Source organism: Streptomyces sp. NPDC020731, assembly GCF_044334705.1.
Classification (GTDB): Bacteria; Actinomycetota; Actinomycetes; order Streptomycetales; family Streptomycetaceae; genus Streptomyces.
Genome location: NZ_JBIRTN010000008.1, coordinates 188,644 through 214,424, shown reverse-complemented (window position 1 = coordinate 214,424; position 25,781 = coordinate 188,644). Strand labels below are relative to the sequence as shown.

Genomic DNA, 25,781 nt, shown 5'->3' with positions numbered 1-25,781 from the left:
GGGGCATCCGGTCCGACGGTTGGCGGCCAACGATGGTCGCGGTGCACGCGGCGGAGATCCTCCGTGTGCGCCCTTGACCTTGGACATGCCCCGCCCGGAAGGGGTGTACGCGCGTGCCCGCACTTGTGCTGCTCGGTGCTCAGTGGGGTGACGAAGGCAAGGGAAAGGCGACGGACCTGCTCGGTGGTTCCGTCGACTATGTGGTGCGCTACCAGGGCGGCAACAACGCCGGCCACACGGTAGTCGTGGGTGACCAGAAGTACGCCCTCCACCTGCTCCCTTCCGGAATCCTGTCTCCCGGCTGCACGCCGGTCATCGGCAACGGCGTCGTCGTCGACCCGTCGGTCCTGTTCTCCGAGCTGAGCGGGCTGAACGAGCGAGGCGTCGACACGTCGAAGCTCCTGATCAGCGGAAACGCTCACATCATCACGCCGTACAACGTGACGGTGGACAAGGTGACCGAGCGCTTCCTCGGAAAGCGCAAGATCGGGACCACGGGCCGGGGCATCGGCCCGACCTACGCCGACAAGATCAACCGCGTCGGTATCCGCGTCCAGGACCTGTACGACGAGTCGATCCTCACCCAGAAGGTCGAAGCGGCCCTCGACGCCAAGAACCAGATGCTCACCAAGCTCTACAACCGGCGCGCGATCGCCGTCGACCAGGTGGTCGAGGAGCTGCTGGGCTACGCGGACAAGCTCGCCCCGTACGTCGCCGACACGGTGCTGGTGCTGAACCAGGCACTGGAGCAGGACAAGGTGGTCCTCTTCGAGGGCGGCCAGGGAACGCTGCTCGACATCGACCACGGCACGTACCCCTTCGTCACCTCGTCCAACCCGACCGCGGGCGGCGCCTGCACGGGCTCGGGCGTCGGACCGACGAAGATCAGCCGGGTCATCGGCATCCTGAAGGCGTACACGACCCGCGTCGGCGCCGGCCCGTTCCCGACCGAGCTGTTCGACGAGGACGGCGAGGCGCTGCGCCGCATCGGCGGCGAGCGCGGTGTCACCACCGGCCGTGACCGCCGCTGCGGCTGGTTCGACGCGGTGATCGCCCGCTACGCCACCCGCGTCAACGGCCTCACCGACTTCTTCCTCACCAAGCTCGACGTCCTCACCGGCTGGGAGCAGATCCCGGTCTGCGTGGCGTACGAGATCGACGGCAAGCGCGTCGAGGAGCTGCCGTACTCGCAGACGGACTTCCACCACGCGAAGCCGGTCTACGAGATGCTCCCCGGCTGGTCCGAGGACATCACCGGCGCCAAGTCGTTCTCCGACCTCCCGAAGAACGCCCAGGCGTACGTCAAGGCCCTGGAGGAGATGTCCGGCGCCCCGATCTCCGCGATCGGCGTGGGCCCGGGCCGTACCGAGACGATCGAGATCAACTCGTTCCTCTAGGTTCTCCTTCCCGGAGGCCCGGGGATCTGATGGGATGGCCGGTGCGGGGACCCCGGCCGGCCGTCCCGCTCGGGGGAGGCGCCCCCTGTGTCCGTCGTGAAGGAAGCGGGATGCTGCTGAGATTCCGGGTGGCCAACGTCCGGTCCCTGCGCGACGAGCAGGAACTGTCGTTCGTCGCGCCCGAGGACGACGAGAACGAGCGGGCCACCGCACGCGAGACGGAACTCTCCGACGGCCGGCGGCTCCCCGTCCACACCGTCCTCGGCGTCTTCGGCGCCAACGCCTCCGGCAAGTCGAACATGATCGCCGCGCTGCGGAACATGCGCCGCTGCGTGCTGCGCTCGTACGCCGACTGGACCTCGTACGACGGCACCCCCCGAGACGAGTTCGCCCTCGACCCCAAGGCCGCCGCAGAGACGTCCCTGTACGAGGCGGACTTCATCCTCGCGGACGGTGTGCGCTGGACATACGGATTCGAGCTCGGGCAGCGCAGGGTGGAGGCCGAGTGGCTGTACGCCTCCCCTCACCGGGGCCGCCGCGCTGCACCGCGTGGACAAGACGGCGATCAGTAATACCGAGTCTGCTCGGTTCGGCGTGAGCCCTGACCGTGTGCGGGTGTGGGCGGCCAACTACTCCTGCCCGGAACCCGCGTACGTCGATGCTCTCGCAGGCATGGCCAAGGAGCGGGCCGGCTCCCACTGGTGGGACGGGTACAGGGACTCCAACGCCTCGTTCATGCTTGATCTGGCGGAGCTGGAGCATCACGCCGTGGCTCTTCGCCACGTACAGATCACACATCTCCCCGGCCTGCTTCAGCATGAGGACCATGCACGGGCGGTGTTCGGTGAGGCTGTACCGCCGCTGTCCCCGGAGGCTCTGGACCTCCAAATTGATTTTCGGGTGCGTCGCCGGGCGCTGCTGGACCGCACGGACCCTCCGGCGTGCTCCTTCCTGCTCCATGAGGCCGCGCTGCGGATGCTCTTCGGAGGACCGGCCATCGTGAAGCGACAGTTGGAGCACCTGCTGGAGCAGTCCGAGCGCGAGGCCGTCACCCTTCGCGTGGTGCCCTTCTCGGCAGGCGGATTCCCGAGCGCGGGCAGCTCGACCATGTACGCCTGCGGTCCCGTCCGGCAGCTCGACACCGTTCAGATCGATGTGCCGAACGGTGTGACGTTCCTGGACTCGGAGACGCACCTGACGAACTACCGCTGTCGCAAGCCTGTGGTGGGCGGCGGCGGAGTTCACCGGCCGTAGAGTCGGATCTTCCGCGTGTGGGCGGCACGCCGATCGGGGGGTGTCGCCCACACGGCCGCAGACCACTCGTACCTCTTCGTCCTCCTGGTGCCTGCGGGTACCGTCGACAACACAGCGAATGTCCACCGACCAGGAGCATGCCGTGACCGCCCTGCCCGCGGAACCACAGGCCGACGAGCCGCTCATCCCCATGCCCGCGCTCACGCCGGGGGCGCTGCGGACCGCCGTCGAGACCCTGACGCCGAGCCGGATGCCGACGTTCGTGAGTGATCTCGTCGGCGCTACTACGCGCGCCCAGGAGCTCCAGTCGTTCGCGCCGCTGCGTACGTTCGTCCGTACCTGGGGTGTCCTCGTGGCCATCCAGCGCCACCCTTCGCGGGCTGCCCGCCTACGCCATCTGGAAGAGCTGGTGAGCGCTGGGGTGGAGGACCCGGTCGACGCCATGGCCGAGATCAGGAAGATCCACGCGGACGCCGAGGCTGAGGCCGGGCTATGCGTGACTGGAAATGGGACTACAACCCGAGCGAGGAGCACCTGACCGGTGGCCTTCCCGTCGGGGTGATCGCAGAGGTGGAGCGGATCGCCACCGAGTTGGCCGCGCTCGGACGTGACGCCGAGCTGGCGGGCAGCAGGCCGGAGGACAGGCCCGGAGGGTTGAGGAACTTCCCCCTGTTCGGTGGACGTGGTTTCCTCCAGTTCCTCGCCGTTCCTGGGCACGAGTGCGTCTACATCTGCAACATCGTGTGGTTCGGACAAACGTGAACAGCGCGCAGCTCATGGAAGGACCAGCCGATCTCATAAGGTTCCCATACGGCTGGTCGCGAGACGGTTGCGCGTTGACTGCTCGATCGCTGGGGACCCGGCAGGCGTCCGTAGGGCCCCCGCAGGCTGGTACCCCCGTGCCGGGCAGCGGTGGACGCGTGGACGTCTCCAGCCGTGGGCCGCGCGCATGGACAACCCCGAGCCGGAGATCCGTGTGCGCGACCTCGGACACCGGTGGGGAAGCTACCGCGCAGGGCCGGGGAACGGGGTGGTCTCCCTGTACTGGGCCACGTTCCAGCTCCCCATCCACCCGGTCGACTACGTGATCGCGCACGAACTCGCTCATGTACGGGTCTCAGGGCACGGTCCCGACTGCTGGAGGCTGCTGGGCCGGGCGCTGCCCGAGTGCCGACAGGTGAAGGCGGAGCTGGACGAGCCGGGGAGACGCGTCTGGATGGGTGATCTCGCCTCATGACTTGGGGTCGCTCTTTGAGCGCCCTACAGTCCCCTCGAAGTCAGGAATGGAACGGGCATACCCTGACATCAGGAGCGTGCATCGACACGGAAGAAGGTGAGTGCGATGCGCGTGATGCTCAAGGCGACGCTGGACACCGAGAAGGCGAACGAACTGCTCCGCAGCGGGAAGATGGCCGAGCAGGTCAAGGAGATCCTCGACCGGCTGCGGCCGGAGGCGGCCTACTTCGGTCCGATCGGCGGGCGGCGGACGATGGTGCTGGTCCTCCACATGCAGGACAGCTCGGAGATCCCCCCGGTGGGTGAGCCGTTCTTCACCCAGATGAACGCCGAGGTCGAGATGTGCCCCGTCATGAACGCGGAGGACCTGCAGAAGGGGCTCTCCGCGACGGGATGAGCCTCAGCTGAACACGATCATCGATCCCTGCGCCAGGCTCCGTGTCGCCGCCGCGTGCAGGCCCAGCCAGACGTGGCGTTCGCGGGCGAAGGGGCTGGGGTCGTACGGGGCGGGGACGGCCGGCTCCTCCAGCTCGGTCGGGCCGCGCGGGGGCTCGGGTGCGGCCGGGGGGTTCGCCGGGTCGATGCCGATGGACGGGGCGACCAGCTCCAGTTCCCGCAGCAGCGCGTGGGAGGAGCCCAAGGGGCCGCCGCCCGCGAGGAGTTCGTCGTTGGCGAGGGGGTGCGGGAAGTCGACGGGGACGTACGCGCCCGCGTGGTCGTAGTGCCAGACCAGGTGGGCCTGCTGGGCCGTCGTCTCGAACATCTCCAGCAACTGCTCGTAGTCACCGCCCAGTTCGTCCACCGGTGTGACCGGCAGCCCGCACACCTGGAGCAGGTACACCCGCCGCAGGAAGTGCAGCGCGTCGTAGTCGAAACCCGCGACCGGGGCCACCTCGCCGGTCAGCCCCGGCATGTACTGGTACACCGGCACCGGTGGCAGGCCGGCCTCGGCGAGCACCGCGTTGTACTGCGCGAGTTCCTCGGCGAACGGGTTGTCGGGCGTGTGGCACAACACGTCGACGAGCGGTACCAGCCACAGGTCACAGGCCAAAAGAGGACTCCTCGCACAGCGCGGTGGTCATGGTGGTCGGGGTGTTCGTCGTGGTCGGGGAAGCGTATCGGCGCCCGGCGCGGGCGGCTCCCCCCGTGCGGACCCTGGTGCAGGTCACTTACCCACACCACCGGCCGTCAGCCCCTCGATGAGGGAGAGGGAATGCGCGTTGTACGACTCGACGATCGCGCGGGCCGAATCGGTGTCACGGCGCGACAAGGCATCGACCAGATCGGTGTGTGCGGCCCACAGGTGCCCGCGCAGATCAGGCAGCCGCCGCAGATGCTGCACCACACACACCCACGTCTGGAGGCGCAGCCGGTGCAGGAAGTCGGTGAGGTACGGGTTGCCGAACACCGACCCGAGTTCGCGCCAGAAGCGCAGGTCGTAGCCGATCAGCACGGTGACCTCCCCGGCGAGGGCCGCGCGCTGCGCCTCCTCGCCGCGCCTGCGCACTCCGGCGAGGGCGGCGGCGACGCGGGGCTCGTCCGGCTGGAGGTGGGCCAGGTGACCGTCGGTCAGCGCGTGGAACATCCCGTCGGTCACCAGGGTGCGGGCCTCGATCATGTCCCGGAAGTCGTCGACGGAGTACTCGTGCACCCGGAAACCCCGGTGCTGGTCGGCGTCGAGCAGCTCCTGCGCCGACAGGTCGACCAGCGCCTCCCGGACGGGGGTCGCGGACACCCCGTACTGGTCGGCGATCTCCTTGACGGTGAACTCCTGCCCCGGCTGGAGCCGGCCGGCCAGCACCTCGTCACGGAGCGCGTCCGCGATCTGCTGCCGCAGGGTGCTGCGGGTCACGGCGCCGCCGCCGCTGAAGCCGGGCATGGTCGGGGCGTCTCCCTCGTCGCGTTCGAGTGGCGTGCACGCGGATGTCCACGGGCACGCCACCTTACGCGTTCGAACGGGCCCGGGGTGTTCGAAAGGGTGCGAGGCGGAGGCCTCCCCGCGCCCGCTCGCGCCGGCCTCCCGGGGTGGCTACTCCACGTAGCCGTCCGCCACCGACAGGGCCGCGTCCAGTGCCGCCAGCCCCTCCTTCAGCTCCGCCTCGCTCGCGTTGCACGGCGGCACCACGTGCGTCCGGTTCATGTTCACGAAGGGCCAGACGCCGGCCTCCTTCGCGGCGGCGGCGAAGGCCGCCATCGGGGCGTTCGCCTCACCGGCCGCGTTGTACGGCACCAGCGGCTCCCGGGTCTCCCGGTTCCGCACCAGCTCCAGCGCCCAGAACATGCCGGTCCCGCGGACCTCGCCCACGCTCGGGTGCCGCTCCGCCAGCTCCCGCAGTCCGGGCCCGACGACGGACGCCCCGAGGGTCGCCGCGTTCTCGACGACACCCTCCCGCTCCATCACGTCGATCGTCGCGACGGCGGCGGCGCAGGCCAGCGGGTGCCCCGAGTACGTCAGGCCACCCGGGTACGGCCGCTTCCCGAACGTCTCGGCGATCGCCCCGGAGATGGCGACACCGCCCAGCGGCACATATCCGGAGTTCACGCCCTTCGCGAAGGTCATCAGGTCCGGGACGACGTCGTACAGGTCCGCCGCGAACCACTTCCCGGTGCGCCCGAACCCGGCCATGACCTCGTCGAGGACGAAGACGATGCCGTACTTGTCGCAGATCTCGCGCACGCCCGCGAGGTAGCCGGCGGGCGGCAGCATGATGCCCGCCGTCCCCGGGATCGTCTCCAGGACGACCGCGGCGACGGTCGACGGCCCCTCGAAGGCGATCGTCGTCTCCAGGTGCTCCAGCGCCCGGGCGCACTCCTGCTCCTCGGTCTCCGCGTAGAAGCGGGAGCGGTACAGGAACGGCGCCCAGAAGCGCACGACCCCGGCCGTGCCGCTGTCGGAGGCCCAGCGGCGCGGGTCGCCGGTGAGGTTGACCGCCTGCTGGGTGCCGCCGTGGTACGAGCGGTACGCGGAGAGCACCTTGGGGCGGCCGGTGTGCAGCCGCGCCATGCGCAGGGCGTGCTCCACGGCGTCGGCGCCGCCGTTGGTGAAGAAGATCCTGTCCAGGTCCCCCGGGGTCCGCTCGGCGATCAGCCGCGCCGCCTCCGACCGCGCCTCGACGGCGAACGCGGGCGCGAACGTCGTCATCCGCGCCGCCTGCTCCTGGATCGCGGCGACGACCTTCGGGTGCTGGTAGCCGATGTTGGTGTAGACGAGCCCGCTGGTGAAGTCGAGGTAGCGCCGGCCGTCGTAGTCCCAGAAGTACGACCCCTGCGCCCCGGCGACGGCGAGCGGGTCGATGAGCTCCTGCGCGGACCAGGAGTGGAACACGTGCGCACGGTCGGCGGCCTTGACGGCGGCCCCGACCTCGGGGTTCGGCTGAGGGGTCATACGGCCGAGGGTAGGCCGGGGCCGCGGGGCCGCGACATCGGCGGCCTGTCTGCGGCGGGGGACTTTCCGCGACAGGTTGTCGACAGCAGTAATTGACAGGAAGCTGTCGTAATGACAAGATGCTGTCATCTGTTGGCGTACCCACAAGGGAGTGGTCATGACCCGCAAGCCCGTGCATCTCGCCCTCTACGACACCTTCGCCGACTGGGAGACCGGTCACGCCACCGCGCACCTCGCGCGCGCCGGCTACGAGGTGCGTACGGTCACCCCGGCCGGTGAGCCCGTCACCGGCATCAGCGGCCTCCGCGTCCTGTCCGACCTCACGCTCGACGAGCTGCGGCCCGAGGACAGCGCGCTGCTGATCCTCCCCGGCGCCGACCGCTGGGACGAGGGCGACGACCTCGCCCCCTTCGCCCGCACCGCCCGCGCCTTCCTCGACGCCGGTGTGCCCGTCGCCGCGATCTGCGGCGCCACCGCCGGACTCGCCCGCGAAGGGCTGCTCGACGAGCGGGCGCACACCAGCGCCGTCTCCTTCTACCTCGCGGCGACCGGCTACGCGGGCGGCGACCGGTACGTCGAGGCCGACGCGGTCACCGACGGCAATCTCGTCACCGCCGGGCCGACCGAGCCCGTCGCCTTCGCCCGCGAGATCTTCCGGCTGCTCGGGGTCTACGACGAGACGGTGACCGACGCCTGGTACCGGCTGTTCCACGACTCGGACCCCGAGGCGTACGCCGAGTACGCGAAGGCCACGGCCCGGTGAGCGAGGAACGTCAGGACCTGCTCAGCCGGGGCGCGCTCGGCACCTTCCGGCTGAACGGCCAGTTCCTCGCGGTCGCCGAGGAGCTGGCCCGGCCCGCCGGGCTCACCGCGGCCTGGTGGCAGGTGCTCGGCGCGGTCCTCGGCGAGCCGCTGCCGGTCTCCGGGATCGCCAGGGCCATGGGCATCACCCGGCAGAGCGTGCAGCGCATCGCCGACCTGCTGGTGGAGCGCGGACTCGCCGAGTACCGGCCCAACCCGGCCCACCGCCGCGCCAAACTCCTCGCCCCCACGGAGAAGGGCCGCACGGCGGTCAGCCGCCTCGACCCCGGCCACGCGGCCTTCGCGGAGCGGCTGGCGGAGGCGTACGGGGAGGCCGAGCTCGCCCGGGCCGTGGAGGCGCTGGAACGCCTGTCCAAGGTGCTGGACGCCCTCGGGCCGCCTGTTACGGAACCGTAGAGGTCGCCCAGCTCATCGGGTACCGGCCCCGCACTATCCTCGGGATGTTGCTCATTGGGGGGAGGCGGCGCGGCGATGGACAAGCTCGGGCCCGGGGATCCACAGGGAATCGGGGCGTACCGGCTGCTGGCGCGGCTCGGGGCCGGCGGCATGGGACAGGTCTACCTCGCCCGGTCCGACCGGGGGCGCACCGTCGCCGTCAAGCTGGTCCGCCAGGAGCTGGCCCAGCAGGAGGAGTTCCGGGCGCGCTTCCGCCAGGAGGTGCGGGCCGCGCGGCAGGTCGGCGGCGACTGGACGGCGCCGGTCCTCGACGCGGACACGGAGGCGCCCGTGCCGTGGGTCGCCACCGGGTACGTCGCCGGGCCCAGCCTCCAGCAGGTGGTCGGGCACGACCACGGGGCGCTGCCCGAGCGTTCGGTGCGCATCCTCGCCGCCGGTCTCGCGCACGCGCTGAAGGACATCCACGCCGCCGGCATCATCCACCGGGACCTCAAGCCGTCCAACGTGCTCGTCACCATCGACGGCCCGCGCGTCATCGACTTCGGGATCGCGCGGGCGCTGGAGACGGTGACCGACGGCGGGCTCACCCGCACCGGCGCGCTCGTCGGCTCACCCGGCTTCATGGCGCCCGAGCAGGTGCGCGGCGACCGCATCACACCGGCCTGCGACGTGTTCTGCCTCGGCTCGGTGCTCGCCTACGCCGCCACCGGCACGCTCCCGTTCGGCACCGCCAACAGCGGTGTGCACGCGCTGATGTTCCGCATCGCCCAGGAGGAACCCGACCTGGACCGGGTGCCCGAGGGGCTCGCCGATCTCGTACGCGACTGTCTGCGCAAGGACCCGGCGGCGCGGCCCACCCTCGACCAGGTGCTGGAGCGCACCGGCGCGGACGACACCGTCGTCGGCGGCCGCTCCCGCGACCCCTGGCTGCCGGGCGCCCTGGTCGCCCAACTCGGCCGCCACGCGGTCCGCCTCCTGGACGCCGAGGACCCGGAAACCCCGATGCCGCCCACACCGGCGGGCGCGCCTCCCGCCGCCCGGCCACCGGTACCGCCCGGGCCGGCCGGTAACGGCACGCCCGCCGGGCAGCCCGGCGGCCCGGCCGCCGCTTCGGCACCGGCAGCGTGGCCCTTCGGGCCGCCCGGGCCGGCCGAACCCGTTGCGCCCGCGCAAGGAGGCCCCGCCGGTGCGGCCGATCCCGCAGGGCAGCCCGGATCGGCCGCGTCCGGTGGGCCCGGACAGGTCGGTCCCGCGGGGCATCCCGGCGCGCCCGCCGCCGGGCAGCCGGGTGGCGTCCCCGCACCGGCCGCCGGGCAGCCGGTACCGCCCGGCGCGTACCCCGGCGCGCCCGCCGCCGGGCAGCCGGGTGGCGTCCCCACACCGGCACGTCCCGACGCGCCCGTCGGACCATCCGTGCCGCCTGGGGCGGGCCACCACGCCGGCACCCCCGAGCACGCCCGTGCCGCCGACGACTCCGCAGTGCCGCCCGCGGCCGGCACTGCCTCCCCGCCACCGTCCGGGCAGCCGGGGGCGAACCATCCGCCCACCCTCGTGGCGGGCCGGAACACCCCCGCCCCACCCCCGGCGCCGGGTCCGTACGGGCACCCCCAGCAGCCCGCGTACGGCTACCCCTACAACGGGTACGCCGCCGGCCGGACCCCGCCCTACGGGCCCCCGCCGTTCGGGCCGGGTCCGGCGCCGTACGGTCCGGCGTCCGAGCCGCGCCGGGACGGCCGCTCCACCGTGCTGCTCGTGGTGATCGCGCTGGTCGTCGCGCTGGCCGCGGGCGGCACCGTGTACGCCCTGATGAGCGGCGGAGACACCGACAACCGCGCCGGCGGCGACCCCACCACACCCTCGTCGCCCAGCGGCGCGTCCCGGAGTGCAGACCCCACCACCCCGGACGACCCACAGCCGACCGGCACACGGCGGCCCGGCACCTCCGCGCCCGCGGACGGGACCGTCCCCGCCGACTACCTGGGCAGCTGGTCCACCACCATCGACAACGCGAGCGGTGAGCACACCCGCAGGCTGACCCTCCAGCAGGGCGAGGTCGGTGACACGGTCATGTCCCTCGTCGCCGACGGGCCCACCGGCAGCGGCACCTACCACTGCGTCTTCGAGGCCCGGCTCACCGGAAGCTCCGGCGACCGGCTGGAGTTCGGTCCGTCCTCCGTGACGGTCGGGCAGCCGCGCAGCGCCTGCACCCCGGGCTCCGCCAGCGAGATCACCCTGCTCCCCGGCGACTCCCTCCAGCGCGTGAACACCGGCAACGGCGAACAGCTCACCTACACGCGGGACTGACGACCCGTACCGGACACGGCCGTCGAACGGGGCGGGTTCCTGCCCGTACCGGGAGGTCGAGCACGCCGTGACGAGCCGGCTCAGCGCGGCTCGGGCGGACGCTGCCGCGGCATGTTGGGGCGGGCCGACCCCTGCGGGGACGGGAAACGGCCGTGCGGGAGGGAGCCCTCCGGGCGCCCCGCACCCACCACCGCCGTCTGGATGCCCAGCGGCGCGCCACCCGTGCGGAACTCCACCATCCAGTCGGCCGTCTCGACCCGCACCAGCTCGGTGACGTCCTCCGAAAACCGCCGCAGCACCGACAGGCACCGTTCGGTCGCCTCGCTCGCCGTGCCGTCCGCCGGGCCGAGCACCTCGCGCACGCACTCCGACGCCCAGTCGAACTGGAAGGCGTGCAGCCGCCGTTGCACGGCCTGCGCGGTCGCCACGTCCCGCATCCAGCCGGACGTCATCCCGAAGAACCGGTCCCCGGCCACACAGGCCACCCCGAGCAGCAGCGCCAGATACCCCCAGGGCGCGGACCCGTCGGCCACCCCGGTCAGATCGAGCAGCGGCAGCGCGGCCCCGGTCAGCGCGCCCACGGCCGTCCCGGCCCGCAGCGCCCACGCGCACCGCCGCTTCCACACCCGGTCCGCGAGGTACCAGGCGGCCGTGTCCAGCGCGCCGCGCTCCACCCACCGGTACAGCTCGTCCAGCCGGAGCGCCGGCTCGCCCCAGTCCCCGAGCGGGAACTCCCGCCCCTCCAGGTCGCCCGGCCGGGGCCCGGCCGTCCCTTCGCCCCGCCCGTCCTGCGGCCGACCCTCGGGCTGCATCTCCGGCTGACCCACCCGGTATCTCCCTACTGACCCCTGCTGACTCCGCGTACTGTCCGTCCATGAAGTGTGACGCCAGGTGCTCACGCGCCTGACCCTTCCTACCGCCCAATGGGTGGCGGCGCCGGGGGTTCGGACTCTTTTCCGCTCGGAAGATGGCCGTGATCAGGTATAGGGCCCTGACCGTGACTCACTCGAAAGAGTGCCGGGGCGACGGTCCTCGTGACCACGTAGGCTCGTGCCGAACGGTAAAACCCTTACCGACGGACCGACCAAGGAGCCGAATCGTGATCCCCGGTGGTGGCCAGCCGAACATGCAGCAGCTGCTCCAGCAGGCCCAGAAGATGCAGCAGGACCTGGCCAGGGCCCAGGAGGAGCTGGCGAGGACCGAGGTCGACGGGCAGTCGGGGGGCGGCCTGGTGAAGGCCACCGTCACCGGCTCCGGCGAGCTGCGCGGCCTCGTGATCGACCCTAAGGCGGTGGACCCGGAGGACACCGAGACCCTCGCCGACCTGATCGTCGCGGCGGTCCAGGCGGCCAACGAGAACGCGCAGGCCCTCCAGCAGCAGAAGCTCGGCCCGCTGGCCCAGGGGCTGGGCGGGGGCGGCATCCCCGGTCTCCCCTTCTGACCTTTCCGACCTTTCTAAGACGGCCCGCGGGCCTCTACCGTACGTACTGAAGGAACACCAGGAAGGACGGCAGTCCGTTGTACGAAGGCGTGGTCCAGGACCTCATCGACGAGCTGGGGCGGCTGCCCGGCGTCGGTCCCAAGAGCGCGCAGCGGATCGCCTTCCACATCCTCCAGGCGGAACCGACGGACGTACGGCGTCTGGCGCACGCGCTGATGGAGGTCAAGGCGAAGGTCCGCTTCTGCGCGACCTGCGGGAACATCGCGCAGGAGGAGCAGTGCAACATCTGCCGCGACACCCGCCGCGACCCCGCGGTCATCTGCGTCGTGGAGGAACCCAAGGACGTCGTGGCCATCGAGCGAACCCGTGAGTTCCGGGGCCGCTACCACGTGCTGGGCGGCGCGATCAGCCCGATCGACGGGGTGGGCCCCGACGACCTGCGCATCCGGGAACTCCTGACCCGCCTCGCCGACGGCACGGTCACGGAACTCATCCTGGCCACGGACCCCAATCTCGAAGGTGAGGCCACGGCCACGTACCTCGCCCGCATGATCAAGCCCATGGGCCTGAAGGTCACCCGCCTGGCCAGCGGCCTCCCGGTGGGTGGCGACCTGGAATACGCGGACGAGGTCACCCTCGGCCGCGCCTTCGAGGGGAGACGACTCCTAGATGTCTGATGCCACGCTGCACGCGACGGACCGGAACCCGGACGACTTCGCGGTCCAGATCGCCGACCAGATCGAGAGCTTCCTGGTCGCCGTCACGGAGGTCGCCAAGGGCGACGAACCGGACTCGGCGGTCCCCTTCCTCCTCCTGGAGGTCTCCCAGCTCCTCCTGGCCGGCGGTCGCCTGGGCGCACACGAGGACATCGTCCCCGACGAGCGCTACGAACCCGACCCGGGCCCGGAGACCGACGTGGACGCACTCCGCGAGAACCTCGCCCGCATGCTCGACCCGATCGACGTCTACTCCGAGGTCTTCGACCCCTACGAGCCCCGCAGGGCCCCGGTCCCGGCCCGCATCTCCGACGACCTCACCGACGTCATCTCCGACCTCCGCCACGGCATGGTCCACTACCGCGCGGGCCGCACGTCGGAGGCCCTGTGGTGGTGGCAGTTCTCCTACTTCTCCAACTGGGGCTCCACGGCGTCCGCGGCGTTGCGCGCCCTCCAGTCCGTGGTCGCCCACGTCCGCCTGAACCAGCCCCTCGCCGAACTCGACGGCCTGGACACCGACCAGGGCATGGGCGACGACACCTTGGAGTTCGAGGCGGGCCAGGTCATGGCGGAGGAGATCGGGGAGCCGCTGGGCATGCGGCCGGTTCAGTGACGGCGGGTACCGCATACCGTTCCGTGAGAGCTGGTTCACTCGTCCAGCCGGGAAGGTAAGGAATCCCTTATGTTGCTTCGAGTCCTACGCTCGGACGCGAAGCACGAACTGGGAGATCAGCCTTCATCCCTCGGTGGAGTCAGGGCCGCTCAAACCGGCGGAGGAGGATCCGGTGTCCGCGGACCTCATTGAAACGGCGGTCGACAAGCTCGCGGACAGCGGACCTGTGCTGGGGAGCCCGCTCGTCGACCGGCTGTCCGGCTGCCGTACCCATGAATGACCAGTTGAAGTGGTTCAAGTCGAGCTACAGCGACGACGAAGGGGGCGACTGCGTCGAGGTCGCCGTGACCGACGCCGTCCACATCCGCGACTCCGAGAACCCCACCGGCCCCGATCTTCACATCACCGCGTCCGCCTGGTCGGCGTTCCTCGACGCAGTTCCTCCCGGAGTCTGAGCGGGAGGGCGCCGGTCGGGCCCGCGTGTGACGCGGGGCACTTTCCGAGTGGTCCGCCTCGCTTTGGGCATGAGCCCCCTGCACGGGCGGCCGGACGTCTCACCATGCGATATCGCGGAGGGGTTTTTCGGGCGCTCGATAGACTGAGCCGACCGCGTCGCACACATATGTGTGCGGACTGTGGAAAACGACGGACTGAGCGAGGAGCGCACGTGGGCCTTGTCGTGCAGAAGTACGGAGGCTCCTCCGTAGCCGATGCCGAAGGCATCAAGCGCGTCGCCAAGCGGATCGTGGAAGCCAAGAAGAACGGCCACCAGGTGGTCGCCGTGGTTTCCGCGATGGGCGACACGACGGACGAGCTGATCGATCTCGCGGAGCAGGTTTCCCCGATCCCTGCCGGGCGTGAGCTCGACATGCTGCTGACCGCCGGAGAGCGGATCTCCATGGCCCTGCTGGCCATGGCGATCAAAAACCTGGGCCACAACGCCCAGAGCTTCACCGGCAGCCAGGCAGGTGTCATCACCGACTCGGTCCACAACAAAGCCCGCATCATCGATGTCACGCCGGGCCGGATCAAGGCCTCGGTGGACGAGGGCAACATCGCCATCGTCGCCGGTTTCCAGGGCGTCAGCCAGGACACCAAGGACATCACCACGCTCGGCCGCGGCGGCTCCGACACCACCGCCGTCGCCCTCGCCGCCGCGCTCGACGCCGAGGTGTGCGAGATCTACACGGACGTCGACGGTGTGTTCACCGCCGACCCGCGCGTGGTGAGCAAGGCCCGGAAGATCGACTGGATCGCCTTCCAGGACATGCTCGAACTCGCGGCCTCCGGGTCCAAGGTGCTGCTCCACCGCTGTGTGGAGTACGCCCGCCGGTACGACATCCCGATCCACGTCCGCTCGTCCTTCAGCGGACTGCAGGGCACGTGGGTCAGCAGCGAGCCGATGAAGCAAGGGGACAAGCAGGTGGAGCAGGCTCTCATCTCCGGTGTCGCGCACGACACCTCCGAGGCCAAGGTCACGGTCGTCGGTGTGCCGGACAAGCCCGGCGAGGCCGCCTCGATCTTCCGCACGATCGCCGATGCCGAGATCAACATCGACATGGTCGTGCAGAACGTGTCCGCCGCGTCCACGGGTCTGACGGACATCTCCTTCACGCTGCCGAAGACCGAGGGCCGCAAGGCCATCGACGCGCTGGAGAAGAACAAGGGCACCATCGGCTTCGACTCCCTGCGCTACGACGACCAGATCGGCAAGATCTCCCTGGTCGGCGCCGGCATGAAGACCAATCCGGGCGTCACCGCCGACTTCTTCACGGCGCTCAGCGACGCCGGCGTGAACATCGAGCTGATCTCGACCTCCGAGATCCGTATCTCGGTCGTCACCCGCAAGGACGACGTGCCGGAGGCCGTCCGCGCCGTGCACTCCGCGTTCGGTCTCGACTCCGACAGCGACGAGGCCGTGGTCTACGGAGGCACCGGCCGCTGATGGCCGGGACCGCAGGACCCGGGCGTTCCGGGCGGCCGACGCTCGCGGTCGTGGGAGCGACCGGGGCCGTCGGCACGGTCATGCTCCAGATCCTGTCCCAGCGGGCGGACGTCTGGGGCGAGATCCGACTGATCGCCTCCTCGCGCTCGGCCGGCCGCAAGCTGGCCGTGCGCGGTGAAGAGGTCGAGGTCGTGGCGCTCACCGAGGAGGCCTTCGACGGGGTCGACGTCGCGATGTTCGACGTGCCCGACGAGGTCGCCGAGCAGTGGGCGCCCGTCGCCGCCGCGCGGGGCGCGGTGGTGGTCGACAACTCGGGCGCGTTCCGGATGGACCCGGACGTGCCGCTCGTCGTCCCCGAGGTGAACCCGCACGCCGTGCGGAGGCGTCCGCGCGGGATCGTCGCCAACCCGAACTGCACCACCCTGTCGATGATCGTCGCGCTGGGCGCGCTGCACGCCGAGTTCGGCCTGCGCGAGCTGGTCGTCTCGTCGTACCAGGCGGTCAGCGGCGCCGGACACGCGGGCGTGCGGACCCTGCGCGAACAGCTGTCCCTGGTGGCCGGTACGGAGCTGGGGACCAAGCCCGGTGACGTGCGGCGGGCCGTGGGGGACAACACCGGGCCGTTCCCGGAGCCGGTCGCGCTGAACGTCGTACCGTGGGCCGGTTCGCTGCGGGAGGACGGCTGGTCCTCGGAGGAGATGAAGGTCCGGGACGAGTCCCGCAAGATCCTCGGTCTGCCCTCCCTGCCCGTGGCGGTCACCTGCGTACGCGTCCCGGTGGTCACCACGCACTCCCTCACCGTGCACGCCCGCTTCGAGGCCGAGGTCACCGTCGACAAGGCGCGCGAGATCCTCGCCACGGCCCCCGGAGTGGTCCTGTTCGACAACCCGGCCGCGGGCGAGTTCCCCACCCCCGCCGACGTCGTCGGCACCGATCCGACCTGGGTCGGGCGGGTACGGCGGGCCCTGGACGACCCCACGGCGCTGGAACTCTTCGTGTGCGGGGACAACCTGCGCAAGGGAGCGGCGCTGAACACCGCGCAGATCGCCGAACTCGTGGCGGTTGAACAGTGAAAAGTTCTGGATCGCACAGGATTCGTTTGTAGGATCTGTGTGAGTCCTGTGCACCGGATTCCCGGTCGGGGCCTCTTGATCAGGTCGTTCCGGCAACAGAGGATGGAACGAGGCTCGTACGAGGATTCACCTCCCCGTTCTCCGCAACCGCGCGGAGGGCGGGGAGCGTCTTTGCGGTCGCCCCTACCGGGGGCGTGGAGGCGCTGCTCTCCGGACGTGGGGACGTCCGGAACCGGGCGTGGGGACGTCCGTTCATATGGGACACAGGGGAAGAGCGGGACGCATGAGGGCATTTGATGTGCTGTCGGTGGTGCTGCCCGACGCGGGCGGGCGGCCGGCCGCACCGGCCGCCGCAAAAGTGACGCCCGGCGCGTACAACCCTTACGGGGGGAAGCGTGTCCAACTGGCGTGGCTGAGGTACTCGATTTCACAGCGCCGCGCGGCACGGTCCTACGGCCGCCCCGCCCGGCTCGCCGACCCCGCATGTCCGGCGCGTCCGGCGGCGGCATGCCGGTGATCGCACCCATGCCCGCAGCGCGCCCCACCCGCATACCAGGTCAGCGTGACGGTACCGACGACGTCGTGGCGGCCGGTACCACCGTCGACCATCTCACCGAGACCTACCGCGCGCACTACCGCTCGTTGCTGGGTCTCGCGGCGCTCCTCCTCGACGACACCGCCTCCTGCGAGGACGTCGTGCAGGAGGCGTTCATCCGCGTCCACTCGGCCCGCAAACGCGTCCGGGACCCGGAGAAGACCCTGGCCTATCTGCGCCAGACGGTCGTCAACCTGTCCCGTTCCGCGCTGCGCCGCCGCATCCTCGGCCTCAAGCTGCTCTCCAAGCCCATGCCCGACATGGCGAGCGCGGAGGAGGGCGCCTACGACCAGCTGGAGCGCGACTCCCTCATCAAGGCGATGAAGGGCCTGCAACGCCGCCAGCGCGAGGTGCTGGTGCTGCGCTACTTCGCGGACATGACCGAGGCGCAGGTCGCCGAGACCCTCGGCGTCTCGCTGGGTTCGGTGAAGGCGTACGGCTCACGCGGTATCGCGGCGCTGCGGGTGGCCATGGAGGCACCGGTATGAGCGAGGGCAAGGACGCGCGACACGAGGAGCGCGGGCCAGAGGTCCGGGAGACCTCCGGTTCGTCCGCCGCCGCGCGGGAGCCCGAGGGGGTGCCCGAGTCCGAGGACGTACGGGAATCCGGCGACAAGAACGAGCCGAAGCACACGCACGCTGGGAACGGAACTGTGAACGACGGCCTGGACGAACAGAGCTCCGAGGGGCTCGACGCGGACGAGCTGGCACTGCGCACCCTGCTGCGGCAGGCGGTGCGGGAGGTGGAGCCGGGCGACGGCACCCTGGACTATCTGCGCCGGGCCGTGCCCGCCCGTCGGGCCCGCAAGCGACAGGCCCTCGTCGGCGCGGCCGCGGCCGCCCTCTTCCTCGGCACCGCCGTCCCCGCCCTCGTCCACGTCTCCGGTGTCACCGGCTCCGACGCCAACCCCTCCGCCGTCGGCCACGCCTCGCAGGCGCAGGGCGGCACCGGCCAGGGCAAGGACCCGGAGGGCGGCGAGAGCACCGCGGGCGGCGCCTCGGACCAGGTCGAGGGGACCGGCAAGGACGACAAGAAGGACGAGGACGAGGACGGGGCGAGCACCGGCTCCGGTACGGGTACGACGGAGGGGGCCGACCCCTCGGCCGGCGTCACCGCCGGGGTGCCCGCCTGCACCGCCGCCCAGCTCGGCCCGGCGGCCGCGTCCAGCGCCGCCCCCGACACCACGGGCACGGTCTACGGCTCGTTCCGGGTCGCCAACGTCTCCACCGCGAGCTGTACCGTCGAGGGCGCCGGCGTCGTGAGCGCGACCCCGCAGGGAGCGGCCGACGCCACCAAGGTGGGCTCGGCGCGGCATGTGGCGGGGGACGCGGCGGCCGGACTGCCCGACCCCTCCCTGGAGTCCGCGCAGCTGGTGCTCAAGCCGGGTGCGGCGTACGAGGTGAAGTTCGCCTGGGTGCCCTCCGAGACCTGCACCGCTCCGGGCGACAGCACGGGCGGCGGCACCGGCGGTCCCTCGCCCGACCCGACACCGACCGACAACCCGACCACGACGGCCGGTGCGTCCACGGGCACCGACAGTGGCACGGCCACCCAGCTGGTCAGGGAGGACGGCACGGTGGAGGGCAGCGTGACGGTGACGTACACGTCGGCCACGGGCTCGGGCCCGGCCTCCACGACGGTGAGCAACGCGTGCGCGGGCACGGTGTACTTCACGGGGCTGCTGACGGCGGTGTGACCGTACGACGGGGGCGGCCCCCGGCCCGTCGTCAGACCGCTGACGGACTCGACCGCTCCGGCTCCCGCTTTCCGTCCTCGTGCCCGTCCTCGTCCGGGGCCAGGCCCAGTTCCGCGTCGCGGGCGAACTCCAGCTCGCGGCGGAGCAGACGGAACCACATGAAGATCACGAAGCCCACGAAGGCGAACCACTCGGCGGTGTAGCCGAGGTTCTGGAACGCCTTCAGGTCCAGCCCGGTGCCGCTCGGCGCGGTCGCCGGCACCGCCTTCATCCCCGAGTCGCCGCGGTTGAGCGTGACCCAGGCGTCGTACACGTCGTACTCCACGAGGTTCACCAGCGACGCCGAGCTGATCGCCGCCGTCTGTCCCTGCGGCAGGCCGCCGCGGGCGCTGACACCGTTGTTGCCCGGTGTCTCGGACGCCTGGAGGGCGCCGGTGACGGTGACCTCACCGGTGGGCGCCGCGGGCACCTCGGCCGGGTCGGGGGTGCCGGGCAGCCAGCCCCGGACGACGGGCAGCGCCCGGCCGGTGTCGGTGCGCAGCAGGGCCAGGACGTAGTAGCCGTCCTTGTCGTCCAGCTTGCGGTCGGGCACCAGCAGCTGGGTGTCGTACCGGCCGCTCGCGGTGGTCTGCTTGCCGGAGGTCGCCTTGGTCACGGGCAGCAGGCCGTCCAGCGGCCTGGCCTCTTCCCGCTTGTCCGAGGTGACCCGCGCCTCGGCGTCGCGGTGGTCGTCCACCCGGTCCTCGAACCGGCCCAGCTGCCAGGACCCCATGAAAACGCAGAAGGGGATGGCGAGCAGCACGAAGACGTTGATCCCCCACCAGCGGGGCGTCAGCAGAAACCGGTACACGCCCTCAACGGTACGGGTCCGCGGGCGGTCCCCGTCCCGCGGGGGTCGGCTCGCCCACGAGGGGCCGGTGAAGGATCGGGAAGAAGTTGTCCACAGGCTGGGGGCCTCGGCGGCGCGATGCCCGCCGGGGCGGGCAGTATGGGGTCATGACTGAGAGCAACGGGTCCGACGCGCCGGGCCGGGCGGACCACCAGACCGAGCGAGTGGAACAGGGCGAGGGCATGCCCGACTGGGAGAAGCGCTTCCGGGCGCCCCGGGTGTCCCTGCCCGACTGGGCGGAGGACGCCCCCGACCGTTCCCTGTTCGTGTCGAACGCGACGGGGACCTACGAGCTGTACGCCTGGGACCGGGCGACGGGCGAGCAGCGGCAGGTGACGCACCGGCCCAACGGCACGACGGACGGCGTGCTCTCGCCGGACGGCGAGTGGATCTGGTGGTTCGACGACAAGGACGGCGACGAGTTCGGCGTGTGGCGCCGGCAGCGGTTCCCGGGCGGCGAGGACGAGCTCGCGGCACCGGGCCTCGACCCTTCGTACCCGGCGGGACTCGCGCTGGGCCGGGACGGCCGTACGGCGGTCGTGGGCCGTTCCACGGACGAGGACGGGACGACGATCCACCTGGTCCGCACGGGCGAGGGGCCCGTGGAGATCTACCGGCACCGCGAGTCGGCGGGCGTCGGGGACCTCTCCCACGACGGTTCGCTGATCGCGGTGGAGCACACCGAGCACGGTGACGCGATGCACTCCGCGCTGCGGGTGCTGCGGCCCGACGGTACGACGGTCGCCGAGCTCGACGACACCGAGGGCGGCACGCGGGAGCTGGGCCTGGAGGTGCTGGGCTTCGCGCCGGTGGCGGGCGACACCCGGCTGCTCATCGGTCACCAGCGGCGCGGACGCTGGGAGCCCCTGGTGTGGGACGTGGCGACGGGGGAGGAGAGGGACCTCGCGCTGGAGCTGCCCGGTGACGTGAGCGCCGAGTGGTACCCGGACGGTACGGGGCTGCTCGTCGTGCACGGCTTCGAGGCCCGCGGCGAGCTGTTCCGCTACGACCTGGCCGAGCGCCGGCTGGTGGAGATCCCCACCCCGCGCGGCGCGGTCTCGGGTGCGACGGCCCGGCCCGACGGCAGCGTGGAGTACCTGTGGTCGTCGGCGGCCCAGCCGCCGGCGGTGCGCTCCACGACGGGCGGGGTGGTCCTCGACCCGCCCGGGATGAAGTCACCCGGGTCGGTGCCGGTGGAGGACGTGTGGGTGGAGGGCCCGGGCGGGCGCATCCACGCCCTGGTCCAGAAGCCGGCCGGCGCGAGCGGTCCGCTCCCGACGGTCTTCGACATCCACGGCGGCCCCACCTGGCACGACAGCGACTCCTTCGCGGCCGGCCCGGCCGCCTGGGTCGACCACGGCTACGCGGTGGTCCGCGTCAACTACCGGGGCTCCACGGGCTACGGCCGTGCCTGGACCGACGCGCTGAAGCACCGGGTGGGCCTGATCGAGCTGGAGGACATCGAGGCGGTGCGGGAGTGGGCGATCACCTCCGGTCTCGCCGACCCGGCCCGGCTGATCCTCACCGGCGGCTCCTGGGGCGGCTACCTCACCCTGCTCGGCATCGGCACGCGGCCCGACGCGTGGGCGGTGGGCATCGCGGCGGTTCCGGTCGCCGACTACGTCACGGCGTACCACGACGAGATGGAGGCGCTGAAGGCGATGGACCGCACGCTGCTCGGCGGCACCCCGGAGGAGGTCCCCGACCGCTTCGAGGCGTCCTCCCCGATCACCTACGTCGACCGGGTGAAGACCCCGGTCTACATCTCGGCGGGCGTCAACGACCCCCGCTGTCCCATCCGGCAGATCGAGAACTACGTCAAACGCCTGGAGTCCCGGGACGCGGTCCACAAGGTCTACCGCTACGACGCCGGCCACGGCTCATTGGTAGTGGACGAACGCATCAAACAGGTCCGCCTGGAACTCGACTTCGCAGCCGAACACCTGCCCGCATAGCCGCGGGCAGCCGTACCGCTGGGGCGGCGCCCACCCTCCAGCGGCGGCAGGGCGCGCCGCTGTACCTCCGCAGCCGCGGGCAGGGCGCGCCGCTGTACCTCCGCAGCTGCGGGCAGTCGTGCCGCTGGGGGCGGCACGGGTGGGCGCAGCGGCACCCCGCGCACGCGGGCAAGTGAAGCCCACCCCCGTCCGGCGGCAGCTCCGCGCACGCGGGCAAGTGAAGCCCCCGTCCGGCGGCAGCGAGCCGGCGCACGCGCTACGTCGCGCTCCGCGCCCGCCGCCCCAGCAACTCCGCCAGCCCCCGCCGGGTGGCGGCCAGCACCACCCGGTCCTCGGCACGCAGCACGTACGTATCAGGGAGGTCCCACACCAGCCCGGAACCCGGCGCCCCCTCCCCGCCGGAGGCGGACCCCGCCGTGTCCAACGCCAGCACCCGCCAGGCTCCCGCCCGGAACGCCTCCCCCACCGTCCGCCCCTCCAACGGCGCATACCCGCCCACGACGACCGCCGCGAACAGCAGCACCCGCCGTTCCACGGGAATCGCCCCCAGAATCTGCCGCCCCATCATCGCCCCGGCGAACGCGGGCGCGGCCAGATGGGAAACACTCCGGCTCCGCGTCAGCGCCAAAGGGTGCGCGGTCCGCAACGTCCGGTACACCGCCTTCGCGAAGTCGTCGTCGTACAGCCGCAGCACCGCCCGCAGATCCGGCCGTACGGACCGCGCGTACAGCACCGCCTCCAGGTTCGTCGTGTCCGCGCTGGTCAGTGCCAGCAACGCGTCCGCACGGTGGATCTTCGCGGCCTCCAGCACCCCCTCCTGCGTGACGTCCCCCAGTACCACCGGAACCCGTAACCGCCGCGCCACGGCCATCCCCCGCGCCTCCGGGTCGGCCTCGACGCACACCACCGGAATGTGCAGCTCCCGCAGCCGTGTCAGCACCCGCGTCCCGATCTTGCCCAGCCCGAGCAGCACGACGTGCCCGCCCAGCCCGCGCGGCGGCTTCCGCAGCGTCGACGCCGTGCGGAACGTCCCCAGCGCCTCCAGTACGGCCGCCAGCAGCACCGGCAGCAGCAACAACCCCACCAGCATGGACAGCAGTTGCAGCACCTGCCGCCCGGTGGACTGGTGATGTGCGGGCTCGTTGATCGCGAAGAGGTCGAGCAGCGTGACGTACGTGGCGTGCAGCGGGTTGTCCTGTGTCACCACCGTCAGTGCGACGGCGAGGGCGATCACCGCCGCCACCAGCCCCGCCAGCGACCACCGCAGCCGTCGCGAGAACAGCGAGGCGAACGGCGGCCCGCCCCGCCCGGCCGGCAACGGCGGCCCGGAGTAAGCGAGCTGCTCCAGCACCACCGTCCCCCGCCCGGTCGCCGCCGCCACCGCCGTCGCGTCGGGCAGCAGTTGTGGCCCCTGCTCGCCGCTGTCCTCCGAACCCTCGTCGCCTGCGGGGTCGTTGCTGGTCGCGGAGAGCAGCGCGAGGGTGCACAGTCCCGGGTCGGCCACCTCACCCGGCCCCGGAGGCCGGCGCTCCACCGCCCGCAGCAGCAGTCCCTCCGCGTCGACGACCTTGCCGGTGCCGACGAGCGCGGTGGCGACCAGCGCGGGCGCGGCCGTGTCGGCGTCGGACAGCACGGTCGTGGCGATGTCGGCCCCGGCGCGTCCCGGCGTGCCACCACTGTCCGCCAACTCGGCTGCCTGATTGAGGAGTTCCTCGATGTGCTGTCCGAGCCGCCGGTTGTAGAGCCGGAGGACGAGCCGCAGCCGGGGGTTGAGCCGGCGGGCGGTCAGGGCGGCACGGATGTTGGTCTCGTCGTCGTCGTACACCAGCGCCAGCGCGGCGGCGTGTTCCACCCCGACCTCGGCGAGCACGGCCTCGGTCGGCTCGGCGGCCTCCACGATCCGTTCGCCGGGCGCCAAGGTGTCGTCGGACCCGCCGTTGCCCCGGTTGACGGCGGTCACGACCCGGTCGAGCAGGGCCGCGGAGGCCGCACGGGCCCGCCCGGCCATCGGCTGCCGCACGCTGCGCCCGGACGGCGGCACGACGAGGGTCACCTGTTCGCGGTACACACCGCGGAGTTCGCCGGCGAGCCGGTGCGCCAGCCCGTCGTCGCCGCACACCACCATGTGCGCGGACGGGTCGCCGGGCAGGGCCGGGTTGGGAAGGAGGCTCACCACAGGTGAAGAGACTGCCTCATCGTGACGGGTGGTTCCAGGCCGCGTCTGAACGGCCGCGCCCCGCCCTCCGTACCAAGGGGGAGGGACCCGAGCGCGGCCCCGCTCTCTCGCGCGCCCATCCACCGGAGGTGCACCCGGCCCGTGGCCATCACGAAACCGCCCCCGCGCGGCACCGCCGAGCCCGACGACGGCCGGGAGGAGGAGGCGCACGACGAGGAGTCCCGCCACCTCGACTCCTCCCTCCTGTTCACCCTGTTCCTGCTCACGGCCGTGATGTTCCAGGACCCTGTCCGCCGCGCCCTGGCCGCGCCGGTGATGCAGAGCTGGATGACGGTGTTCGTGGCGGTGGTCCTCCAGGCCCTCCCCTTCCTGGTGCTCGGCGTCCTGCTGTCGGCGGCGATCGCGGTGTTCGTCCCGCCGTCGTTCTTCGCCCGCGCCCTGCCGAAACGCCCCGCACTGGCCGTACCCGTCGCGGGCGCGGCGGGGGCGGTGCTGCCGGGCTGCGAGTGCGCGTCCGTACCGGTGGCGGGCGCACTGGTGCGCAGGGGGGTGGCGCCGGCGGCCGCCCTGGCGTTCCTGCTCTCCGCCCCCGCGATCAACCCGATCGTGCTGACGGCGACGGCGGTCGCCTTCCCCGACGAGCCCGGGATGGTCCTGGCCCGTTTCGTCGCGAGCCTGCTGGTGGCGTGCGCGATGGGCTGGCTGTGGCAGCGCCTCGGCCGCACGGACTGGCTGCGCCCGCCCGCTCGTTCCTCGTACGACGGTCGGAGCAGGGGTGCGGCGTTCTGGGGCTCGGTACGGCACGACGTGATGCACGCGGGCGGCTTCCTGGTGGTCGGCGCGATGGCGGCGGCCACGCTGAAGGCGGTGGTCCCGGCGGAGTGGCTGCGCGCGGCGGCCGGCAGCCCGGTGCTGTCGGTGCTGGCGCTGGCCGCCCTGGCGGTGCTGTTGTCGATCTGCTCGGAGGCGGACGCGTTCGTGGCGGCGTCGCTCACCCAGTTCTCGCTGACGGCCCGGCTCGCCTTCCTGGTCGTGGGACCGATGGTCGACCTGAAGCTCTTCGCCATGCAGGCGGGCACGTTCGGCCGCGCCTTCGCCCTGCGCTTCGCCCCCACGACCTTCGCCCTGGCGGTGGTCGTCTCGGCCCTGACGGGAGCGGTACTGCTGTGAAGCCGGCCCTGAACCACCAGGCCCAGGCGGCCCTGCTGTTCCTCCTCGGCGCGACCGTGCTGCACACCGGCCTGACCGACCTGCACCTGCGGTACGTCAAGGCGGGCCTGCGCCCGCTGCTCCTGCTGTCGGGCGCGGTACTGATCGCGACGGCGGCGGCGACGGCCCGGTACGCGTGGCGCCGCGGTCCGCGCCCGGGCCGGCCGCACCGGGAACCCCGTGTCTCCTGGCTCCTCGCCCTCCCCCTCTTCGCCCTGATCCTGGTCGCCCCGCCCGCCCTCGGCTCCTACAGCGCCACCCACACCGGTACGGCCCTGCAGAAACCCCTCGGCTACCCGGAGCTGCCCGAGCGGGGACCCCTGCGCCTGGGAGTCGGGGAGTACGCGGCCCGCGCGGTCTACGACCACGGCCGTCATCTGCGCGACCGCCCCATCGCCATCACCGGTTTCGTGGCCCTGGACGGCACCGGCGCCCCGTACCTGGTCCGGATGGGCCTCAACTGCTGTGCCGCCGACGCCCAGCCGGTCAAGATCGCCCTCACCGGGGGGATCCCCCCGGTGCTGCAACCGGACACCTGGCTGGAGATCACCGGCCGCTACACCCCGCGCCGCACGAAGGACCCCGTCAACGACGGCCCGGTCCCGTACTTCGAGGTCACCCGCGCCGAACCGGTCCCGGTCCCGCAGGACCCGTACGACGAGGCGTGGAGCGGCTAGGA

General features: G+C 71.9%; 27 protein-coding genes. 21 read left to right on the top strand and 6 right to left on the bottom strand.

Translation table 11 applies throughout. The features are described from left to right. The first annotated feature begins 113 nt into the window (after positions 1–113). From ACH4VX_RS14870 to ACH4VX_RS14840, 7 genes are all read left to right on the top strand, one after another. On the top strand, positions 114–1,397 hold the full coding sequence (locus ACH4VX_RS14870) for an adenylosuccinate synthase (RefSeq protein WP_398367790.1): 1,284 nt from the start codon (positions 114–116) through the stop codon (positions 1,395–1,397). A gap of 110 nt (positions 1,398–1,507) precedes the next feature. Then, complete coding sequence (locus ACH4VX_RS14865; RefSeq protein ID WP_398367789.1) at positions 1,508–1,969, top strand: ATP/GTP-binding protein; 462 nt, start codon at positions 1,508–1,510, stop codon at positions 1,967–1,969. Continuing rightward, complete coding sequence (locus ACH4VX_RS14860) at positions 1,947–2,651, top strand: DUF5753 domain-containing protein (RefSeq protein WP_398367788.1); 705 nt, start codon at positions 1,947–1,949, stop codon at positions 2,649–2,651. The genes ACH4VX_RS14865 and ACH4VX_RS14860 overlap by 23 nt, the downstream gene beginning before the upstream one ends. Positions 2,652–2,769: 118 nt before the next feature. Continuing rightward, positions 2,770–3,189, top strand: coding sequence for a DUF6247 family protein (locus ACH4VX_RS14855; RefSeq protein WP_398367787.1), 420 nt, complete (start codon positions 2,770–2,772; stop codon positions 3,187–3,189). Then, on the top strand, positions 3,144–3,413 hold the full coding sequence (locus tag ACH4VX_RS14850; RefSeq protein WP_398367786.1) for a hypothetical protein: 270 nt from the start codon (positions 3,144–3,146) through the stop codon (positions 3,411–3,413). The genes ACH4VX_RS14855 and ACH4VX_RS14850 overlap by 46 nt, the downstream gene beginning before the upstream one ends. Then, positions 3,328–3,888: a YgjP-like metallopeptidase domain-containing protein gene (locus ACH4VX_RS14845; RefSeq protein WP_398367785.1), complete on the top strand. Its 561-nt coding sequence runs from the start codon at positions 3,328–3,330 to the stop codon at positions 3,886–3,888. The genes ACH4VX_RS14850 and ACH4VX_RS14845 overlap by 86 nt, the downstream gene beginning before the upstream one ends. A 105-nt stretch (positions 3,889–3,993) precedes the next feature. Further along, a complete protein-coding gene (locus ACH4VX_RS14840) occupies positions 3,994–4,284 on the top strand; it encodes a hypothetical protein (protein ID WP_398367784.1) in 291 nt (96 codons plus the stop codon). 3 nt (positions 4,285–4,287) lie between these two features. On the opposite strand, the gene ACH4VX_RS14835 is transcribed toward ACH4VX_RS14840, so the two are convergent. The 3 genes from ACH4VX_RS14835 to ACH4VX_RS14825 all read right to left on the bottom strand — a co-directional run bounded on the left by ACH4VX_RS14835 (position 4,288) and on the right by ACH4VX_RS14825 (position 7,272). Then, complete coding sequence (locus tag ACH4VX_RS14835) at positions 4,288–4,938, bottom strand: hypothetical protein (protein ID WP_398367783.1); 651 nt, start codon at positions 4,936–4,938, stop codon at positions 4,288–4,290. Positions 4,939–5,052: 114 nt separating this feature from the next. Next, a complete protein-coding gene (locus ACH4VX_RS14830) occupies positions 5,053–5,766 on the bottom strand; it encodes a GntR family transcriptional regulator (protein WP_398367782.1) in 714 nt (237 codons plus the stop codon). A gap of 150 nt (positions 5,767–5,916) precedes the next feature. After that, entirely contained in the window at positions 5,917–7,272 is a 1,356-nt protein-coding gene (locus tag ACH4VX_RS14825) for an aspartate aminotransferase family protein (protein ID WP_398367781.1), read from the bottom strand. A 157-nt stretch (positions 7,273–7,429) separates the two neighbouring features. Between ACH4VX_RS14825 and ACH4VX_RS14820 the strand changes: the two genes are divergently transcribed. The 3 genes from ACH4VX_RS14820 to ACH4VX_RS14810 all read left to right on the top strand — a co-directional run bounded on the left by ACH4VX_RS14820 (position 7,430) and on the right by ACH4VX_RS14810 (position 10,794). Further along, the gene (locus ACH4VX_RS14820) at positions 7,430–8,035 is read left to right on the top strand and encodes a type 1 glutamine amidotransferase family protein (protein WP_398367780.1); all 606 of its coding nucleotides are present in this window, start codon (positions 7,430–7,432) and stop codon (positions 8,033–8,035) included. Further along, entirely contained in the window at positions 8,032–8,490 is a 459-nt protein-coding gene (locus ACH4VX_RS14815) for a MarR family winged helix-turn-helix transcriptional regulator (protein WP_398367779.1), read from the top strand. The genes ACH4VX_RS14820 and ACH4VX_RS14815 overlap by 4 nt, the downstream gene beginning before the upstream one ends. Before the next feature lie 75 nt (positions 8,491–8,565). After that, a complete protein-coding gene (locus tag ACH4VX_RS14810; RefSeq protein ID WP_398367778.1) occupies positions 8,566–10,794 on the top strand; it encodes a protein kinase in 2,229 nt (742 codons plus the stop codon). 80 nt (positions 10,795–10,874) lie between these two features. Here ACH4VX_RS14810 and ACH4VX_RS14805 read toward each other — a convergent pair whose 3' ends face one another. Then, entirely contained in the window at positions 10,875–11,621 is a 747-nt protein-coding gene (locus ACH4VX_RS14805; protein ID WP_398367777.1) for an SLATT domain-containing protein, read from the bottom strand. Positions 11,622–11,893: 272 nt separating this feature from the next. Here ACH4VX_RS14805 and ACH4VX_RS14800 point away from each other — a divergent pair, with 272 nt between their 5' ends. From ACH4VX_RS14800 to ACH4VX_RS14765, 8 genes are all read left to right on the top strand, one after another. Next, positions 11,894–12,235: a YbaB/EbfC family nucleoid-associated protein gene (locus tag ACH4VX_RS14800; RefSeq protein ID WP_351998020.1), complete on the top strand. Its 342-nt coding sequence runs from the start codon at positions 11,894–11,896 to the stop codon at positions 12,233–12,235. A 77-nt stretch (positions 12,236–12,312) separates the two neighbouring features. Next, positions 12,313–12,912 (top strand): recombination mediator RecR, encoded by a 600-nt coding sequence (gene recR, locus ACH4VX_RS14795; protein ID WP_398367776.1) that lies wholly within the window; start codon positions 12,313–12,315, stop codon positions 12,910–12,912. Continuing rightward, positions 12,905–13,564: a DUF5063 domain-containing protein gene (locus ACH4VX_RS14790; protein WP_398367775.1), complete on the top strand. Its 660-nt coding sequence runs from the start codon at positions 12,905–12,907 to the stop codon at positions 13,562–13,564. Before recR ends, ACH4VX_RS14790 begins: the two co-directional genes overlap by 8 nt. 272 nt (positions 13,565–13,836) lie before the next feature. Next, entirely contained in the window at positions 13,837–14,019 is a 183-nt protein-coding gene (locus ACH4VX_RS14785; RefSeq protein ID WP_398367774.1) for a DUF397 domain-containing protein, read from the top strand. Between the two features lie 212 nt (positions 14,020–14,231). Further along, a complete protein-coding gene (locus ACH4VX_RS14780) occupies positions 14,232–15,509 on the top strand; it encodes an aspartate kinase (RefSeq protein WP_398367773.1) in 1,278 nt (425 codons plus the stop codon). After that, positions 15,509–16,582, top strand: coding sequence for an aspartate-semialdehyde dehydrogenase (locus tag ACH4VX_RS14775; protein WP_398367772.1), 1,074 nt, complete (start codon positions 15,509–15,511; stop codon positions 16,580–16,582). Before ACH4VX_RS14780 ends, ACH4VX_RS14775 begins: the two co-directional genes overlap by 1 nt. A gap of 408 nt (positions 16,583–16,990) precedes the next feature. Further along, positions 16,991–17,665, top strand: coding sequence for a SigE family RNA polymerase sigma factor (locus ACH4VX_RS14770; protein WP_398367771.1), 675 nt, complete (start codon positions 16,991–16,993; stop codon positions 17,663–17,665). Then, a complete protein-coding gene (locus ACH4VX_RS14765; protein ID WP_398367770.1) occupies positions 17,662–18,873 on the top strand; it encodes a hypothetical protein in 1,212 nt (403 codons plus the stop codon). Before ACH4VX_RS14770 ends, ACH4VX_RS14765 begins: the two co-directional genes overlap by 4 nt. Positions 18,874–18,904: 31 nt before the next feature. On the opposite strand, the gene ACH4VX_RS14760 is transcribed toward ACH4VX_RS14765, so the two are convergent. After that, entirely contained in the window at positions 18,905–19,723 is an 819-nt protein-coding gene (locus tag ACH4VX_RS14760) for an SURF1 family protein (protein ID WP_398367769.1), read from the bottom strand. A 146-nt stretch (positions 19,724–19,869) separates the two neighbouring features. On the opposite strand from ACH4VX_RS14760, the gene ACH4VX_RS14755 reads away from it, so the two are divergent. Continuing rightward, the gene (locus ACH4VX_RS14755; protein WP_398367768.1) at positions 19,870–21,717 is read left to right on the top strand and encodes a S9 family peptidase; all 1,848 of its coding nucleotides are present in this window, start codon (positions 19,870–19,872) and stop codon (positions 21,715–21,717) included. A gap of 256 nt (positions 21,718–21,973) precedes the next feature. On the opposite strand, the gene ACH4VX_RS14750 is transcribed toward ACH4VX_RS14755, so the two are convergent. Then, positions 21,974–23,842 carry an NAD-binding protein gene (locus ACH4VX_RS14750; RefSeq protein WP_398367895.1) on the bottom strand — a complete coding sequence of 623 codons (1,869 nt, stop codon included), beginning with the start codon at positions 23,840–23,842 and terminating at the stop codon, positions 21,974–21,976. 192 nt (positions 23,843–24,034) lie between these two features. On the opposite strand from ACH4VX_RS14750, the gene ACH4VX_RS14745 reads away from it, so the two are divergent. Then, positions 24,035–25,063 carry a permease gene (locus ACH4VX_RS14745; RefSeq protein WP_398367767.1) on the top strand — a complete coding sequence of 343 codons (1,029 nt, stop codon included), beginning with the start codon at positions 24,035–24,037 and terminating at the stop codon, positions 25,061–25,063. Between the two features lie 8 nt (positions 25,064–25,071). Continuing rightward, complete coding sequence (locus tag ACH4VX_RS14740; RefSeq protein ID WP_398367894.1) at positions 25,072–25,779, top strand: TIGR03943 family putative permease subunit; 708 nt, start codon at positions 25,072–25,074, stop codon at positions 25,777–25,779. The last annotated feature ends 2 nt before the right edge of the window (positions 25,780–25,781 follow it).